The 16,642-nt window shown below is 59.4% G+C and carries 10 protein-coding genes and 2 pseudogenes; 6 read left to right on the top strand and 6 right to left on the bottom strand.

Features of this window, described 5'->3' with window-relative positions; all coding sequences use genetic code 11:
• Positions 1-20 precede the first annotated feature (20 nt).
• Positions 21-2,399, top strand: coding sequence for an NEL-type E3 ubiquitin ligase domain-containing protein (locus tag QA649_RS35910; RefSeq protein WP_283021325.1), 2,379 nt, complete (start codon positions 21-23; stop codon positions 2,397-2,399).
• Positions 2,400-3,701: 1,302 nt separating this feature from the next.
• Here the strand turns inward: QA649_RS35910 and QA649_RS35905 are convergent.
• From QA649_RS35905 to QA649_RS35890, 4 genes and pseudogenes are all read right to left on the bottom strand, one after another.
• The gene (locus QA649_RS35905; RefSeq protein WP_283021324.1) at positions 3,702-3,944 is read right to left on the bottom strand and encodes a hypothetical protein; all 243 of its coding nucleotides are present in this window, start codon (positions 3,942-3,944) and stop codon (positions 3,702-3,704) included.
• A gap of 111 nt (positions 3,945-4,055) precedes the next feature.
• A pseudogene (locus QA649_RS35900) lies at positions 4,056-4,361 on the bottom strand (IS1595 family transposase).
• Positions 4,362-4,404: 43 nt separating this feature from the next.
• Positions 4,405-4,833, bottom strand: a complete 429-nt coding sequence (locus tag QA649_RS35895; RefSeq protein WP_283021323.1) for an IS1595 family transposase — start codon at positions 4,831-4,833, stop codon at positions 4,405-4,407.
• A 407-nt stretch (positions 4,834-5,240) separates the two neighbouring features.
• Positions 5,241-5,548: pseudogene (locus QA649_RS35890) on the bottom strand (transposase); the annotation flags it as partial.
• A 768-nt stretch (positions 5,549-6,316) separates the two neighbouring features.
• Here QA649_RS35890 and QA649_RS35885 point away from each other — a divergent pair.
• The 5 genes from QA649_RS35885 to QA649_RS35865 all read left to right on the top strand — a co-directional run bounded on the left by QA649_RS35885 (position 6,317) and on the right by QA649_RS35865 (position 14,219).
• Positions 6,317-7,588 (top strand): DNA repair exonuclease, encoded by a 1,272-nt coding sequence (locus tag QA649_RS35885; RefSeq protein ID WP_283021322.1) that lies wholly within the window; start codon positions 6,317-6,319, stop codon positions 7,586-7,588.
• A gap of 3 nt (positions 7,589-7,591) precedes the next feature.
• Positions 7,592-9,103 (top strand): AAA family ATPase, encoded by a 1,512-nt coding sequence (locus tag QA649_RS35880; RefSeq protein WP_283021321.1) that lies wholly within the window; start codon positions 7,592-7,594, stop codon positions 9,101-9,103.
• Between the two features lie 93 nt (positions 9,104-9,196).
• On the top strand, positions 9,197-11,134 hold the full coding sequence (locus QA649_RS35875) for a hypothetical protein (RefSeq protein ID WP_283021320.1): 1,938 nt from the start codon (positions 9,197-9,199) through the stop codon (positions 11,132-11,134).
• 296 nt (positions 11,135-11,430) lie between these two features.
• Positions 11,431-12,480 carry an SIR2 family protein gene (locus QA649_RS35870; protein WP_283021319.1) on the top strand — a complete coding sequence of 350 codons (1,050 nt, stop codon included), beginning with the start codon at positions 11,431-11,433 and terminating at the stop codon, positions 12,478-12,480.
• Positions 12,477-14,219 carry an ATP-binding protein gene (locus tag QA649_RS35865; protein WP_283021318.1) on the top strand — a complete coding sequence of 581 codons (1,743 nt, stop codon included), beginning with the start codon at positions 12,477-12,479 and terminating at the stop codon, positions 14,217-14,219. The genes QA649_RS35870 and QA649_RS35865 overlap by 4 nt, the downstream gene beginning before the upstream one ends.
• Before the next feature lie 493 nt (positions 14,220-14,712).
• On the opposite strand, the gene QA649_RS35860 is transcribed toward QA649_RS35865, so the two are convergent.
• Both QA649_RS35860 and QA649_RS35855 read right to left on the bottom strand, forming a co-directional pair.
• The gene (locus tag QA649_RS35860; protein WP_283021317.1) at positions 14,713-16,032 is read right to left on the bottom strand and encodes a type II toxin-antitoxin system HipA family toxin; all 1,320 of its coding nucleotides are present in this window, start codon (positions 16,030-16,032) and stop codon (positions 14,713-14,715) included.
• Positions 16,032-16,283 carry a helix-turn-helix transcriptional regulator gene (locus tag QA649_RS35855; protein WP_283021316.1) on the bottom strand — a complete coding sequence of 84 codons (252 nt, stop codon included), beginning with the start codon at positions 16,281-16,283 and terminating at the stop codon, positions 16,032-16,034. The genes QA649_RS35860 and QA649_RS35855 overlap by 1 nt, the downstream gene beginning before the upstream one ends.
• Positions 16,284-16,642: the final 359 nt, after the last annotated feature.

Here is a 16,642-nt window from a genome sequence, read left to right as displayed (position 1 = left end):
TCAGATGTCAGGAGAATCGGATGGATGCGTTCAACCACCTCCACCCCGTCGAGGCCCCAGATGTCGAGCGGGCGTACGACGACGAGCTGGGACAGCAGCAGGATTACCAAGCGGGCTTTCAGCAGCACCTGAACGAGTTGCATCCGCACGAGCGCCCGCCCCAGAATTCAAATAACCTCAGCGACCGCGACGTTGTGTCGAACAGAGATGCGGAATTTTTGAGAATGCCGCACGGGGATCGCGTCGGACAAGGCACCTCGCGGTTGCCCTCGGATTCGTCCGCCTTCTCTGGACAAGGCGTCAATCAAGATCTGCTTTTTCCGGGCGCGGATCGGAGTGGCCAGTTGCCAGCCGGCAGTTTCAGTCTGACGGATGGTTGGCACGGCGTGGATGCAGCTGCCGATTGGCCGACGCAAAGTTTCGATGAGGAGGAGCATTGGTGGGCGGAGCCCGGTGATGTGGTGCCTGAGTGGCCAACGACCGCGGCAATTCCTTGGCAGCAAGATCTCGGAGTATCAATCCTCGGCCGACAGCCTCGGCCGGGCGATGGCAGTACGACGGACCTTGAGGACCCCGTCCTCAGGCAATCGCGGCTCGACCACGTCTTGGACACCTGGGCCGGCGAGGAGGGGCAGACGCAAGACGAAGACCGCCAAGAGGCCGTAAGACGAATAAGAGCCTGGGCAGAGGCCGGCGACGTCTATGCAGGGCTGGAGCTGCATGATCTGGGCCTGACGACACTGCCTGCCGCCCTTCCGCCCGGGCTCCAGTCGCTCAACGTCAGCGACAACGAGCTGGTGCGCCTGCCTGACACCCTTCCGTCCGGCCTCCGGACGCTTGGCGCCAGCAACAACCGGTTAACCGACCTGCCGGACACTCTGCCGACCGGACTCCAGTCTCTGGTCATCGGCAGCAACCAGCTGACCGGGCTGCCTGAAACGCTTCCGGAGAGCCTTTCGACACTCGCCGTCTGCAGCAATCGGTTGACCAGCCTGCCAGACAACCTGCCGGCCGGGCTCCAGGACCTCGATGTCCGCGGCAACCTGTTGACCCGCCTACCCGACACCTTACCGACCGGACTTCAGTCGCTTGCCCTCGGTAGCAACCGGTTGACCAGTCTACCCGACACTCTCCCGCCCGAACTCAAAGAGCTCGAAGCCGACGGCAACCGGCTGACCAGCCTGCCCGACACTCTCCCGGCCGAGCTCCTGTTGCTCTTCGCCCGCGATAACCGGCTGAACAGCCTGCCCGAGACCCTCCCGACTGAGCTCCAGAGACTCCACGTCAGCGGCAACAGCCTGTCGAGCTTGCCCGAGAACCTCCCGACCGAGCTCCAGATGCTCGAGGCACGCAACAATCGGCTCACCAGCCTGCCAGAGACCCTGCTGACCCGGCTAGGTTCTGGGTGCATGGTTTATGTGGAGGATAATGCGCTGCCCGAGCAGGTGCGGACGAATTTGGCGGCAGCCCTGAATGCGCCGAGCTATGCCGGCCCGCGGGTCTTCTTTTCAATGGGTGGAGGAACGATGGTGGACCAGGAACGGCCGCTGGCCAATGCGGTCGCGGACTGGTTGAAGGGCGAGCCGGAGGCGATCGCCGTCTGGCAGAACTTCGCCCACGAGGAGGGTGCCCCGGAATACGCGCTCTTCCTCGACAAGCTGCAGAAGACTGTGAATTATGACAATCCCGAATTCCGAGAGGCGGTGGCCGAGGATCTACGGCAGGCGGCGATCAGGCCGGAAGTGCGGCGGCAGTTTTTTGAGCTGGCCTACGGGGCGAGCGAGACCTGCCAGGATCGCGTCACCTTGACCTGGAACGGCATGCAGACCGCACGTCTGAACGCTGATGTCGAGGACGGAGCCTATGACGATCGGCTCGGCGAACTCATCCAGCAGGCGCGGATCCTGTTCCGCCTGAACGCGCTCGAGCCGATCGCCCGTCAGAAGGTCGACTCGCTCGGGTTCGTCGACGAGGTCGAGGTCTATCTCGCCTATCAGGTCAAGCTGCGTGAGCGGCTGGATCTACAGCTCATCGCTCCGGATATGCGATTCTTTGATATCGCCCACGTCACTGAAGACGACCTCACCGCAGCCGAGATCCAGGTGCGCAACGAGGAGGCGACGGGGTTCGCCGACTATCTGGCAACTCGCTGGCAACCCTGGGAGATGGTGGTGAGTCGGATTGCCCCACAAGCTCATGCACAGATGGAGGGCCGGCTCAGGGAGGCGATGGACGAGGAGTTTCCGAGCCGCCTTGAGCAACGGCTCGCCGACCATCAGCTAACCGGAGATAGCGATGCCGAGTTGCAACTCGGAGCCCAGATTCGCGAGGAGATCGCCCGCGAGATCAAGGGTCCTCTGATGCGCCAGGTGCTTGGGGACCGCGGGCTTGAGCTGTGAAATGGCCATCCTTGCGAGGAGCGTCAATTTTACGGGGACCTATATCTCAGTGACACAGCGTAACTGGCGGCTTAGTCTTGCAAATATCGATTCGTGCCGAGCCTCTGCTAGTACCGGCGGCGTTGCCGCATGAGGAACGAGATGGCGGACTGAGCAGAAAATGGTCTGTTCACGAAGCTGGTATTGTGTCCTGCGTGCAGCCACTCTTATAGCCACCCTCCGGCCACCCGGAGTCTTTGCGTTGACTAAACCTATGCGCGGGACAAGCCCGCGAAGTCACCCTTCAGATGCACTGGATGCTGAAGGCTTGGCGGACGGGATAGAAAACGGTCTATCCACGCAACTGGTATTGCGTGTCGAGTTCAACGCAGGTGTAGGGCACGCCACGGTCAAACGTCCCGTGCCTGGACTGAGCAGATTACGTACACCCAAGGCCCCGCGATTGGCGGGATTCCTACCTCTGGTCTGCTCGGCGGCAAGTTCGCTTGCTCACTAAAGAGAATGGATCGAGTCGATTCATTCTCCCGTTGGGAAGAATTACCCCGTAATTGCCCGGAGAATCGGCCGCAACCCAAATCAGATAGAACACCCAAGCTACCGTCAGCGGCTTCTCCACAACCGACAATGGTCGGGCTCCACGCCGCGCGGCTGCAATAATGCAGTCCGGAGCAAGCGGGCTTCCACCCGCCCAAAGTGCAGAGAACCGAAATGGGAATGCACCCCACTTCGGAGTCGAAGCGCGTGCACGTGAATTCGTACACGCGGAAGCGGCTCGGTCGCCTAGAGCATGTGTGCGAGCACTGGCGCTCTTGGCCGAACCAACTCAGCTTCGACTTCTAGGCCAGTCTGCAAAACTGGCTTTGCTAACGGTAGCTTGGGTTGCCCTCCATGCAACCGAGATGCGAAGCCCGGCCAGCGCCGGGCTTCGCTGCTTATGACGGTAATGCTGTCGATTCACTCCCTATTAGGAGAGTTACATCACTCTCGAAATGCAAACTCGCTAACTGCGTCCGAACCCGGCCATCGCGCCGGGTTTTTTCATGCCCGGATGTAGGAGCCCGCCACAACCAGGTTCGGCGCGCCTCCCCAAGCCCTCAATCTCAGTTCGAGGCCGCGACAGCACGCCGGTCCTTTTGCGACCGGCCGCGCCATCGCGCGTGCGCCTTTGCGTCCCCCTCAACGGAATGAAAAGGAAACACACGCATGAACGGCTTTATCTGGATCGATACCTACAATCGCATTCGCGATGGGAAGATTCAGCAGGTTTGCGGGCATTGGCGACGCTTGCCGCGTCGCCGCACCTCAGCGACCGTTATTCCGTTTCCGCATCCGTCGGTCGCGTAGAGACACCACGTTCTCTTGACTGGCTTCGCCGTCGGACGGGAGCTTCCGCTTCCTGCCCGGCGGCTTCTTCTTTTTGGACCGCGTGACGCCAGCCTCCACCTCTCTCGGGTCCGTTCCGATGAAGCGCTTCAGTGCCTCGTCAAACGGCATATCGAGGCCAAGCCGCGGCTCTGGCGGCGTGCTCTTAATCTTCTTACTCATCGGCAATCAGCACTTTGTACGGCAGAGGACCGACGACGCAGTCGAACAGGGCGTTCATGCGCTCGGCGGGGCTCGTGCTACGCCGATTCAACCGCCAAGCCATTTCCGCACCTACTGTTGCAGATGCTTCGCGCTCACCCAATGGTGGGTGCCGACGATCTGGCGCTTGAGGAGTGCCCAAACCGCCTCAATCGAATTGGTGTGTGCCTCGCCTTTCTTATACTTGCCCGCCTGATGGTTCACGATCTGGTGCGACGGATAGCCCTCAAGGCGCTAGTAGACCGGGTGAGCATCGGTCGCCAGCATCTTGGCTTCCGGCGCTACCGTCTCTTTGACGAACTCATGCATGGTCGCCTTATTGGCAACCGGCAACACCTTGGCGACGACCTCACCCTCACGCTCAACAGCCCCAATCACAGGCGTCTTGTCCTTCGGTCCACCCTGCGTGCCGCTGCGACGCTTATGACGGTTGATCGCCTTTTCCGCCGATGTAGGTCTCGTCAACTTCCACGTTGCCGGTCATGGGCCGGTTGAAAGAGCGAGTCCGGGCCGCGTGCCGCAGGCGATGCAGGACAAACCAAGCCGACTTCTGCGTGATGCCCAAGTCCTTCGCGAGCGTCGTGGAAGCAATGCCCTTGGGATGGTTCGTAATCAGCCAGATTGCCCCGAACCAAATGCGGAGCGGGAGCTTGGTATCCTCGAAGATCGTCCCGACCGTCACCGAGAAGTTCCGGCGGCACTCAGCGCAACGGTGCATGTTCTTGCGACTCAGGGTGTAGGCCTTGGCCCTGGCGCAGTAAGGGCAGACCGGCCCATTCGGCCGACGGATCGCCTTGACGCAATCGATTGCGGTTTGCGGGTCCCGAAACGCAATCATCAGGTCGCTCAAGGTCTTAAAACATGCCTATCTCCCTGATAGGCTAAGGAATCAGACCTTTGTTTGGTGTCAACTGATATATAGGTCCCATTTTACGTCATGTTGTTTTCGGATGCCGGCGCGCTGAATGGGTCGTTTGTTGAAAACGCTCGGCCGCGGATCTAAGCGCATGGGCGCTCGATCTCCCCGAAAGATGGCCGCAGGGGCGCGCGGCAGCGACGAAGATGCAATTCATCAGCTTCGCAGCTGACCGACACTATCGCTTGTTGCGCAATTGCTGCTTGGCATCAGGGCATCCATCCGGGGGTGAAGCGGACTGATTGACTGGCACATCGCCTATCCTAGGAGTCCGATGCCTCGCAACCGGAACGATGACGATGCGCCGCTCGGTACGATTCCAACTCTAGAGCATCCGCCGATCACGTTGCAGCGTATCCTGCGGCGATGAAGTAGTTACGGCATTCGGTTCCTGTGATGCGACCAATCGCGCTCCAGAGGCCGTGAACGGTTCGTTTTGCGGCCTCTACGCAAGAGTGGCTTGAGCTTGGCGAAGGCTTTCTCGATGGGGATTGAAGCCGGGGCTGTAGGGAGGCAGGTAGAGCAGGCGTGCACCCGCAGCCTCGATCATCCGGCGCACCCTTGGTCCCTTATGGCTGGAGAGGTTGTCCATGACGACGATGGCGTCTGGCGTAAGGTCGGCGATGAGAACCTTCTCGACATAGACTTGGCGTATCTGCAGTACCGCATGGGTACATCGATGCGGTTGATTTCTTCGATGAACTCCAGCGCGAAATGAGAAAATTCGCTTGATATCTGCGGTGCCCGGCAGAAATTGGCGAATTTTCCTCTTCATGACGAGGTAAGTTTTCAATTGTCGACGGTGTCCGGTCGAAGGGCCCGGGTCCGGATGAAGGCTCAAGCCGAATGAGCTCACGCCGCAGCAGCATTTTTCTATCGATACCGAGCAGCTAGGCTGCTTCGGGTGCTGCACACCAGGGTTTCTGACTCCGGAGTTGCGGAAGATGAAGGCGTGGGATCGTCGCGAAGGCTTTAAGTCTCTCCCAGGAGCGACAACTGGGAGTGATCGGGCATCTCGGCATTTCGGCTCGCTTCGATCGGGGTCCGTGAGAGTGACCAAAGTTGGTCCTCTCCAAAGCGTCAGCGCGGCACGGTGTGTGTTCCCAGCCGATCGCCGCATTTGCCAGAATTTCGACGCAAGGTCGCGAGGAAAGCGGCTCCCAGGACTGAGGAGCTGGCTCAGATTCGACCTGTACGAACCCTACCCAAAGACACACGGTCCGCAACATGGATGACGCGATACTCATGTTAAAGGTGCCGACGAATCTTCGCGTCGCCCTCAAATTCGGCGGCCCCTTCGAGCCCTCATCGACAATCCCTTTCAGCGTTTGCCGATACTTGGTGACAACACTCCGCGCAAGATTGCGATAAGAGGATTTTACTAGTTTGTTCTGATTGGAATTAAGCGAGTCCTGTTGTGAGCACTTTCCAATTTATCCATACCGGCGACATACATCTGGACAGCCCCCTGAGAGGCCTGAGCGGACAGGAGGGGCCAGCGGCCGAGCGTATTCGAACGGCGACCCGAACTGCCTTTGAGGACCTCATTACTCAGGCAATCGATAGACAGGCGGCTTTCGTGGTCATCGCCGGAGACCTCTACGACGGCGATTGGCGCGATTTTCACACCGGCCTGTTTTTCGTTCGGCAGATGGGTCGTTTGCGGGGGGCGAAAATCCCCGCCTTCGTGTTGCACGGCAATCATGACGCCGAAAGCCAAATCACGAAACGGCTGACGCTTCCCGACAATGTTGAGGTGTTTAGCTATCGAAAGCCTCAAACTTTCAAGCTCGATGATTGCCGCGTCGCCCTTCACGGTCAAAGCTTCCGCCTGCAGGCGACGACGGAAAATCTGGCGGCAGCCTATCCCGCGCCGATCAAAGGCTATTTCAACATCGGCGTGCTGCATACTGCACTCGGCGGAACGGGTGGTTCTCACGAGAACTACGCCCCTTGCACGCTCGAAGAGTTGGTCAACAAGGGGTACGACTATTGGGCGCTCGCGCACGTGCATCAGGGCGGCGTACTGCATCGAAATCCGCACGTGGTGTTCTGCGGCAATCTACAGGGGCGCCACATCCGCGAAGCCGGCCCGAAATCGGCGCAGCTCGTTACGGTCCAAGACGGAGCGATCGAAGGCGCTGAGCTGCTCCAAACGGATGTCGTGCGGTGGATGCATGTCGATGTACCGGTCAGTGGTAGCGCGCGGTTCGGGGATGTTGTAGATCAAATCAAACGCTCGATCGACGAGGCGGCCAAGAACGCAGAAGGCCGACTGCTGGCTTGTCGCATCAAACTAACTGGCCCGACCGCTCTTCACGCCGAACTGATGGCGTCTGCGCCGCAATTGTTGGCTGAAGCGAGGGCCGCAGCACTGGCTCTTGGCGAAGAGGTTGCATGGATCGAACGTGTGATCAATGCGACCGTGCCTGCGACGGCAGTTTCTAACCAGCCAGAGGGCAGCGCGATCAACGATCTCAATGTCCTGCTAGCTCAGGCTGCGGGGGATTCCGATCTCCAGGCAGAAATCGCGAACGATCTGGGCGACCTTGTCCGCAGGCTTCCTCACGACGCGGCACTTGATATTGACGATTTTCTTCTCGAAGCGGTGATCGCGAAACAATACTCGGTTGTGATTGAGCAGGCTGGCGAATATCTGAGCGCACGTCTGACTGCGGAAAGGCGTTGATCGGTGCGTATTCGTTCTCTTGACCTGATCCGTTACGGACATTTCACCGACACGACGCTTCATTTTCCGTCAGGCGAACCTGACTTTCATGTCGTGTACGGCGAGAATGAGGCTGGAAAGTCGACGACGATGTCGGCGATTGAAGATCTTCTCTTCGGTATTCCCGGGCAATCATCCCGTAATTTCCTGCATGAGAATGCGGCGCTGCGCATCGGCGCCGCCCTAGAACGCGACGGCGCGCTGCTTTCGGTCCGGCGTCGCAAGGGCAACAAGGACACGCTTCTCGGTCCGGACGATCTGCCGCTTGCGGCTGGCGATGGCATGCTTGCTCCTTTGCTCGGCGGGATGGACCGCGCGTTTTTCTGCCGGATGTTCTGTCTTGACCATGAGCGCCTGCGGGCTGGCGGGCGGGATATCACCCAGGCCAAGGATGATATCGGCGCGGCATTGTTCGCCGCCGGGGCCGGCGTGTCAGGTCTCCGCGATCGGCTGGGTGCGATGCAGGCAGAGGCGGATGGGCTCTGGGCCAGCCGCAAGGCGGGACACCGAAAATACTACCAAGCGGAAGACCGCCTTAAAGAGGCTGATGCTTCGTTGCGTCAACACACGGTGAGCGTAAACAAATGGCAGGAATTGAAATCCGCATTTGAAGAGGCGCGCGGCCTTTGCAATCAGATCGAGAAGGAAATCGAAGAGCACGTTTCCGAACTTGCGAAGATTTCTCGAGTCCGGCGCGTAAATCGCGGTGTGCGTCGGCTTCAAGAGATTGAAACGGAGATAGTGGACCTCGGCGCGGTGGTCGAATTACTTCCCGACGCGGCTAGCCAATTTGAGAAGGCCTCGGGCGATAACGCTGCTGCAGAAGTGCGTATAAGCGCATTCCACGAACAGATCGCAACAATCGGCACGGAAATTTCCGGACTTGTGGTTGACGATGGCGTTCTGCTCCACCAAACGGAGATTGAACGACTTTCGAAGCGCAGCATACAACTCTCTTCGGGCCGGGCGGACTTACCGAAGCGACGGGTCGAACTCGCCGCAGCGGAAGAAGTCCTGAAGCGCGCGGCGATTGAACTGGGGTGGACAGGGTCCGTCGCCGACCTGGTCGAGAGAGTTCCGCCGCGGGCCAAGGTTGCAGCAGTCCGCGGACTGTTGACATCGCGTGGCAGCCGATTTGCCGCCGTTGATAGCGCTGAAGCGGCGCTAGAGGATGCCAGCGAAAAACTCGCCGATATTCATGCACGGATTGAAGCGCTCGGAGCGCAGAAAGACCTTTCGGTGCTGGCTGGGGTCGTTGAGTCCATTCGCGCTTTTGGCGATCTCGATGCGCGTCTCCTGAGTATCCACCAAGAGCATCAGGATGCCGATAGATCATGTCAGCGGCAAATGGCTGATATGAATCCGCCTATCGTGAGTGAAACGAGTTTGCAGGCCTTGAAAAGCCCGGCGGAAGAGGCGGTAAGGGCGCATCGCGATGCCGCCCGCGAGCTTCAGGCGCGTATTCAGCGCCAGTAAGCTGTGACGCGTGAGCTGACGCGTACAGTCGAAAACAATCGAAAGTCTTATGCTCGTCTTGTGTCAGATGAAAGAATTGTCGGCGTTGAGGAGTTGAAGAAACTGCGCGAACGGCGAGATGCCGGATGGTCTATCATCAGGCGCAGACATGTCGACAAGATCATGGTGCCAGAATCGGAGGAGCTCGCTTTTACAAGCGGCGAGCCGCTGCTCAATGCCTATGTGAAGGCCATCGAAGACGCCGACACCGCGGCGGACCGTCGCTTTCAGAATGCGCAGTCGACGGCTGCGGCCATGGTGCTGGCGCGGCAAATCGCTGATGAGCAAGACGTCCTTGAATCCGCCAAGCAGGAGCTTTTTTCGTTCGCCGAAGAGCAGAAAGCGTTGGCCGAGGCTTGGGCGATCCTGTGGAAACAGGTTACCGATGACCCGCGTTCTCCGGACGAAATGCTGGATTGGCTCGATGCGAGGGCTGGCGTGCTCGATCAAATCGCAAAGCGTGACGGCGCGCTTCATGCAGGGTCCTCGCTCCAGGAGCAAATTGCAAAAGCCAAACAACAGCTCGCCAGCTTGATGGCGGACACGGCAATCGCAGCCTCGGCAGATATACTGCCGCTGAACGGAATTCTTGGGGCTGCCGAAGCGCGCCTCCGCACGGAGGAGGGCAACACACAAAAGAGGAATGAACTCGCGCTCGAGGAACGGAAGGTCGCAACAGAAGTCGAACGCAGGCGCGTGGCCGTTGAAAACGCTGCGAAAGAGCGTGATGTCTGGAACGCGCAATGGAAGGAGGCCCTGAGGGGGCTCAATCTGTTACCCGAAGCCCCGCTTGAGACCGTTCAAGAGCAAATCGAAGCAATCGATCAGATGCGGGAGACGTCTGCCAAGATCGCGGATTTGAAGCACGAGCGCATTGGAAAGATCGAGCGGGACATCACGGCGTTTACGGAGGATGTCGAAAAGCTCGTAAATGCGATCGCGCCACGGTTTTCCGGGCAGAATGCAGATGAAGCAATCCTCCAACTCCATGCGCAATTGAATGCGGCGAGGCAGACTGTCGTCTCCCGCGACGAAAAAGCTGAGGCGATGCGGGGCCTCCAGAAGAAATTGGAAGAATGCGACAAGTCCAGGACGGACGCCGCGGCCGTAATGGATCGCCTTAAAAGGGCCGCAGCCGTCGATTCGATCGACGGATTGCGAGCGGCTATTCTTCAGTCCGATCTACAACGCGCGCTTCGGGATGAGCGATCGCGCTTGCGGACCACGCTTGAGGCTGATGGCGATGGGCTTGGTGTCGAACAACTCGCCGAGGAATGTCGCAGCGCCGATCCCGATCAAACAACGGCTCGGGAGCAAACGCTAAAGGCAATACTCAAAGATGTCAGGGAACGCCAGCTGATCGCAATTCAGAGTCGCAATGATACTGAGCGTTTGTTCGAAGCCGTCGGCGGCGACGCCGCTGCGGCCAAAGCTGCTGGTGATCGTCAGCTGGCTTTGGCCGAGATGAAGGAGGTGGCGGCGCAGTATGCGCGCGTTCGCTCCGCAACCATCATCCTGAGGTGGGCGATCGAGCGGTTTAGGCGCGAAAAGCAGGCGCCATTGCTCAAACGGGCAGGGGAGCTGTTCTCTATTCTGACCGGCGGCTCGTTCCAACGCCTTACGCTCGAATACGACGAAAAAGATCTGCCACATCTGGCGGGCGTGCGTGGGGACGGTGGAGCGGTGCCCGTATCAGGTCTCAGCGAAGGCGCCGCCGATCAGCTCTTTTTCGCGCTGCGCATTGCTGCCGTTGAAGAGTATCTGATGCATGCTGCGCCGGTGCCATTTATCGCCGATGATCTTTTCATCAATTATGACGATGCGCGCGCCTCGGCCGGTTTCAGGGTGTTGCAACTGCTTGCGGAGAAAACGCAGGTGCTTTTCTTCACCCATCACCAGCACCTGCTTGATGTGGCGTCTACTGCGTTTGGCAGGAGTGTTTCGACGGCAACGCTTGAGCCTCGCCCACATCAAATGAAGAATGTTGCTTAGATGGATTACAAAATGCATGTCTCGACATCATTATCGCTAAGTTCAAACGCAGTCCGCGACGCGGAGTTTGCGTCGATATGCTTCTCGGACTTCCTTTGAGGATGATCAATCCCGGAAAGTTCACGGTCCTGCAGGCCCTTCGTCGCCGCGACACCAAGCGTAACCTGATCGGCTAAGGGCTAATTTCAGATCTAGCGAGGGCACAATCCTCGCCGAAATTGTTCCATTCACTAAATCTCATGGGGATGACGACGGCTGTAGTGGATACAGTCCGCGCTGGCCGGGAAGGGGACTGTATGGCGGCCAAGAGCGCGCCGGAGATGGCGCAGGAATTCGCGCAGGCGGCGCTTAGCGCCACACCGGTGATCATTCTGGGCAGCGGCGCCTCGGCTGCACACGGTGTGCCCGGCATGGGCGGCTTGGCGTTGCAGCTTTCCGCCATCAAGCCTCCCACGAGCTGGACAGCAGACGAGAGGAGCGAATGGGGTAAGTTCGTCGCGCAGCTTGCGGCCGGCAATGATCTCGAAAGCGCCCTCCAGGCCGCGCGCCCGACGGAACGCCAGACCCAGTTCATCGCCACCGAGACCCGCGCTGTCCTGCTGCCGCACGATCTTCGCGTCCTCCAGACGCTTGTGGCGGATCGACGCGCGCTACCCCTTTCGCGGCTGTACCGCCATCTCTTCGACAGCACGCACAAGACCGTCCATGTCGTCACGCCTAACTATGACCGGCTTGCCGAATATGCCGCGGATGCCGTCGATGTAAGCACGTTCACCGGCTTCAACCACGGTTATCTGCGATCGCGCGCCCGCGATTCGAACACGCGCGTTTTCGTTAATCGGCAGGTGACCCGTACCGTTGCCGTCTGGAAAGTGCATGGCTCTCTCGACTGGTTCCAGGATTCTGCTGGCCAGATCATCGGCGTTTGCGGAATGCCCGAAGTGCCGGCCGGATACTCGCCGCTGATGATCACGCCGGGCATCGATAAATACCGGCTGACACATGGCGAGCCGTTCCGAACGATCTTGGGCTGGAGCGACGACGCGCTGGAGAACGCCCGCGCCTATTTCTGCGTTGGTTATGGCTTTAACGACGAACACCTTCAGACCAAGCTGATCGAGCGTTGCGACCGCGATTCCGTCCCGCTTGTCGTGATTACCAAAGAGCTGACCACGTCCGCCCGGACCTTCCTGGGCGGCGGACGCTGCCGGCGCTACCTCGCGATCGAGGAGGGGACGATGGGCGCGCGCGCCTACATGCACGACGTGCCCAACGGGTTCGACGTAGATCAACCGATCTGGCGGCTCGACCGCTTCCTCAATGAGATGACAGGAGTTTCCGCGTGAGCATTCTGAATTTTGCGGACGCAGAAGCGCTGGGTCGCGTCCAATCGGTCGACACGACCACGGTGATCGTCCACGTCGATGATGTCGAGGCGCTGCGGGCGCTGCAGGTGAACCGGCTGGTTGCGCTCCAGAGCAGCCTTGCCGGCCATAAGTTAATTGGGGTGATCCAAAAGATCATCCGTACCGCGCTCGGTGAAGCGAAGATCGCCGATGTCGAGCTAGGCGAGGCCGCGCATCCCGAAGTCAATCTGGTTCGGATTATGTTGATCGGCACGCTGCTCGATCGGGACGGACCGCGCGCCAATGTCTTCCGCCGGACGCTCGAGACCGTCCCGGAGATCGATGCCTGCTGCTTCGCTCTCGAAGGCGAGCGCCTTACGCGCTTCATGGGGGTGATTTCGGAGGTGACCGGCGGCGCGCAGCGCCTGTCGCTTGGCGCCTATACGCTCGATCCCAACGCTCAGGCGTTCGTCAATGGCAATCGGTTGTTCCAGCGTCACGCGCTCATCGTGGGCAGCACCGGCTCGGGCAAGTCGTGGACGACCGCGCGCCTGCTCGAGCAAATCGCCGAGCTCGACAGCGCCAATGCCATCGTGTTCGACATGCACGGAGAATATGCGTCGATGGCTGGCGACGGTTTCGTCCATCTTCGCGTCGCAGGCCCAAGCGACATCGAAGCGGGGAAGGGGTTGAACGATGGTGTGCTGCATTTGCCCTATTGGCTCATGAGCTACGAGGCGCTTGTCTCGATGTTTGTTGACCGCTCCGATCAGAACGCCCCAAACCAGGCCATGATCATGTCGCGTACCGTCGTTGACGCCAAGACGGGCTTCCTGAAAGCCGGCGGTCATGTCGAGGTGCTCGCCAACTTCACGATCGACAGTCCGGTGCCTTTCAGGATGGAAACCGTGCTAGGCGAGCTCAACCGGCTCAACGCCGAGATGGTACCGGGAGCCAAGGCGGGCACTGAGAAGCAGGGCGATTTCCACGGCAAGCTCAGCCGTCTAATCCAGCGCCTCGAGGGCAAACGCACCGATCGACGCCTCGGCTTCCTATTCCCTGCGTCCGGCGTGGCGGACAGCTATGATTGGCTCGATCGCGCAGTTGAGCTGCTGCTCGGTGGCAGGGCGGCCAAAGGCGGCCACGGTGGCGTCAAGATCATCGACTTCTCTGAAGTTCCATCCGACATTTTGCCGCTGATCGTCGGCATGGTCGCGCGCATGGCCTTCCACGTGCAGCAGTGGAGCACGCAGGGGCTTCGCCATCCGGTGGCCCTGTTCTGTGACGAGGCGCATCTTTATATTCCACAGGATCCGACTTCGGGCGCCGCGGAGAATGCGATCGCTACCTTCGAGCGCATCGCCAAGGAGGGGCGGAAATATGGCGTCGGGCTGGTGGTGATCAGCCAGCGCCCCGCCGAAGTGAACCGCACGGTTGCCAGCCAGTGCAACAATCTCATCGCGATGCGGCTAACCAACGGTGACGACCAAGCTGTCGTGCGACGGCTGCTGCCCGACAGCCTCGGCGGCTTCGGCGACCTGCTTCCGGTCCTCGACACGGGCGAAGCACTCGTCGTTGGCGATGCGATTCTACTGCCCACGCGTATCCGCATTGCCAAACCGATAAACGAACCGCTTAGCGGCACGATCCAGTTCTGGGATCGTTGGGCCGACCCAGCGGCTGCGGCGACGCTCGACAAGGCTGTCGAGAGCTGGCGCCGTCAGACGCTTGTCAAATAGTTGCCTTCCGGCAAGCCTCTTCCGCATCACCATGCTGGGCGCGACGCTGCAGAAACTGATCCGGAGGGTGATCCTGCCTGCTTGCCACCATCTTTATGCACTCCTCTTGGCAGTGCGTCCGCTACGTGGTGCTGATGCCGTCCGAGATGGTTGGGGCGAAGGCAAATCTTGGCTGTCTCATCATCAACAGTCAGTACACGTTCCTGATGCCTCAGATGTAGGGCATCATCAGCATCACGATGATCGGACTTGCTTTCAACGCCGTTCTAGAGGCGCTGGAGCGGCGCCTCATGCGGTGAACGCGCCGGGCACGAATTGAGTGCGGCGGTGGCGGATTGGGCTCCTTCGATGAAGGCCGCCTTGAAAGATGGGACGCGGAGAGCGACTTCTTTCATCAAGGCGACACATAGCAAATTTATGATCCCGAGATCTTGGCTGCAACGCCGGCTCGGTCAGAAAAGCCTACCTACGCGCCGCGCCGACTGGCCGCGGATCATTCACTACTCTTGAGACCAGCCAGCGAATTCACACGGCGCTTCGCGCCATCAGCAATCGATATGGCCATCTTCTCCGGAAATCCTTTTGGAAGCGCATTCAGCACCTGATCTATGGCTTTTGCGGCTGTATCGCCGAGCTGCTGGATGACAGCCTTGACTGTTTTGTCGGATAGACCGCAGCTCTTAGCAGTCTGCACGAAATGTCGGCCGAGAACCCTGTGGACGACGTAATGCCGGTTGCTACCGATCGCCATGGCCAGCTTCATTTGGTTTTGGCTGATCTGTCCAGCGTCCAGGCTCGGTTGGGTCGAGATGATGTCGTAAAGCGGGGCAAGATGAAAACGTCCGCCCGGCGCCAAATGAATGCTAAAATTCTTCGCATGGCCATCGGTGGCGGCAAGCAGCCAGAACACGATCTGCGCCTTGAAGAAAATGGCCCGGTCGTCCTCAGGCGTATCGCTGCCCTTGAGGAAATCCGAGATTTTGCGGATGCCAGGTCCGCCGTCGGATTCATACTTGCGCGCGGGCGGAACCGATAGTGCTTGGCAGCAGTCTTCCTGCGGCAGCCGCAACAGCCGGCCGTCGCGCGTCCAGATGCGATCGAACCGCTCAACTGCGAGCACGCGGCGCCCGGCGAAATCGATGATGCTTGATTTGGCGACCGGCAAGCCGAGTGCGGCAACCAGCTCGAGGCACAGATGCTCGTTTTCAACGCTGCTGGTCAGGTCGATTCCGTTCGGCAACTTCCCGATCTGCGGCTTGATGATGTGCGTAGTTGCGGTCGTGCCATGAGGAACGTACCACTTGTCTTTCCAGTAAAGCAGCGCTGTCTTTTCCTGCGCACCGGCCAGAGAAATACGGAAATCCTGGTCGGGGCCGATGCCGAGTGGATTGCTGGCAAGATTGCCGAGAATGGCTGCAATCTCCTGATCGCTGGCGGCACGGCCATCAATAGCGCCAGCGGCTCCGGGCGCGGCACCATCGGGCAGGAACTGCAGCGCACCAATGCAGTCGCGGCCGATGGCGGAGAGCAGGCTGTAAGCGTCGGGGCCGTCAGCATGCGCACGTTCAGCGACGCGTTGGCGAATGTCGTCATTGTCGGGCAGAAGATTGTCAAAGACAGCGACGACTGGATCGCCAATATAACGATCCTCGCGCAGAGGCAGCGACACCGAAACAGGGATGGCATTTTCCCACGCGAGCCACTGCCTGTCGTACTGGAAATCGATTGCGCCGCTGCTCTCGCGTCGCAGCCGGCCGACCAGCCGCGTGTTGAGGTAAACATTGAGCGGCGCCCGGGCAGGACGACGCGCCATCAAAAGAGATCCTCAATCGCTTCAGCCGTTAATCTGGTGCGCGGCCGGATGACGAGCTCGAGGTCGAGCCCGGCCAGCGCATCCATCAGGATGCGCAGCTGCGTTGCAGGTTCGCCGGCCTCGAGCTTCGAGACTGTCGCTTGACGCGCATGCATCTTCTCACCCAGGTCACGCTGGGTAAGCTTCTTCTGCCGCCGGAAGCGCCTGATTCCAGCGCCAACTTGTTGCGGGGTGCGGGCGATCGTATCCATCAAATCACGATACGCGAGTGCGTATATGACGTCAATATGCGCGTTCGCGAATATCTATCAATTATGCGCCTTCGCGTATATTTACGCTTAATACGCGATTGCGTATGAATGGAGAGCATGGATTCGGTCGATGATGGAAAAATGCTTCGTAGATGTTTGTTAATGGTAACAAAACGGTTGTATCTCTCGCGCCAGCAACTCCTCGTACCGGAAGAGTTACACAAATAGATTCAACGACTTGAGGCCGGATTGTTCCGTATCTAAAGACCGGACACAAACTCCGATCCGACTTTTGGAGCCTCGACAGCGATTGAGCTGGAAAGCTATATTAGAACATACTAAGAACGAATCGATCTTCC

Source organism: Bradyrhizobium sp. CB1717, assembly GCF_029714325.1.
In the GTDB taxonomy this organism is placed as follows: Bacteria; Pseudomonadota; Alphaproteobacteria; order Rhizobiales; family Xanthobacteraceae; genus Bradyrhizobium.
Note: the sequence above shows the minus strand (reverse complement) of the source record. Positions and strands in the feature narration are given on the sequence as shown.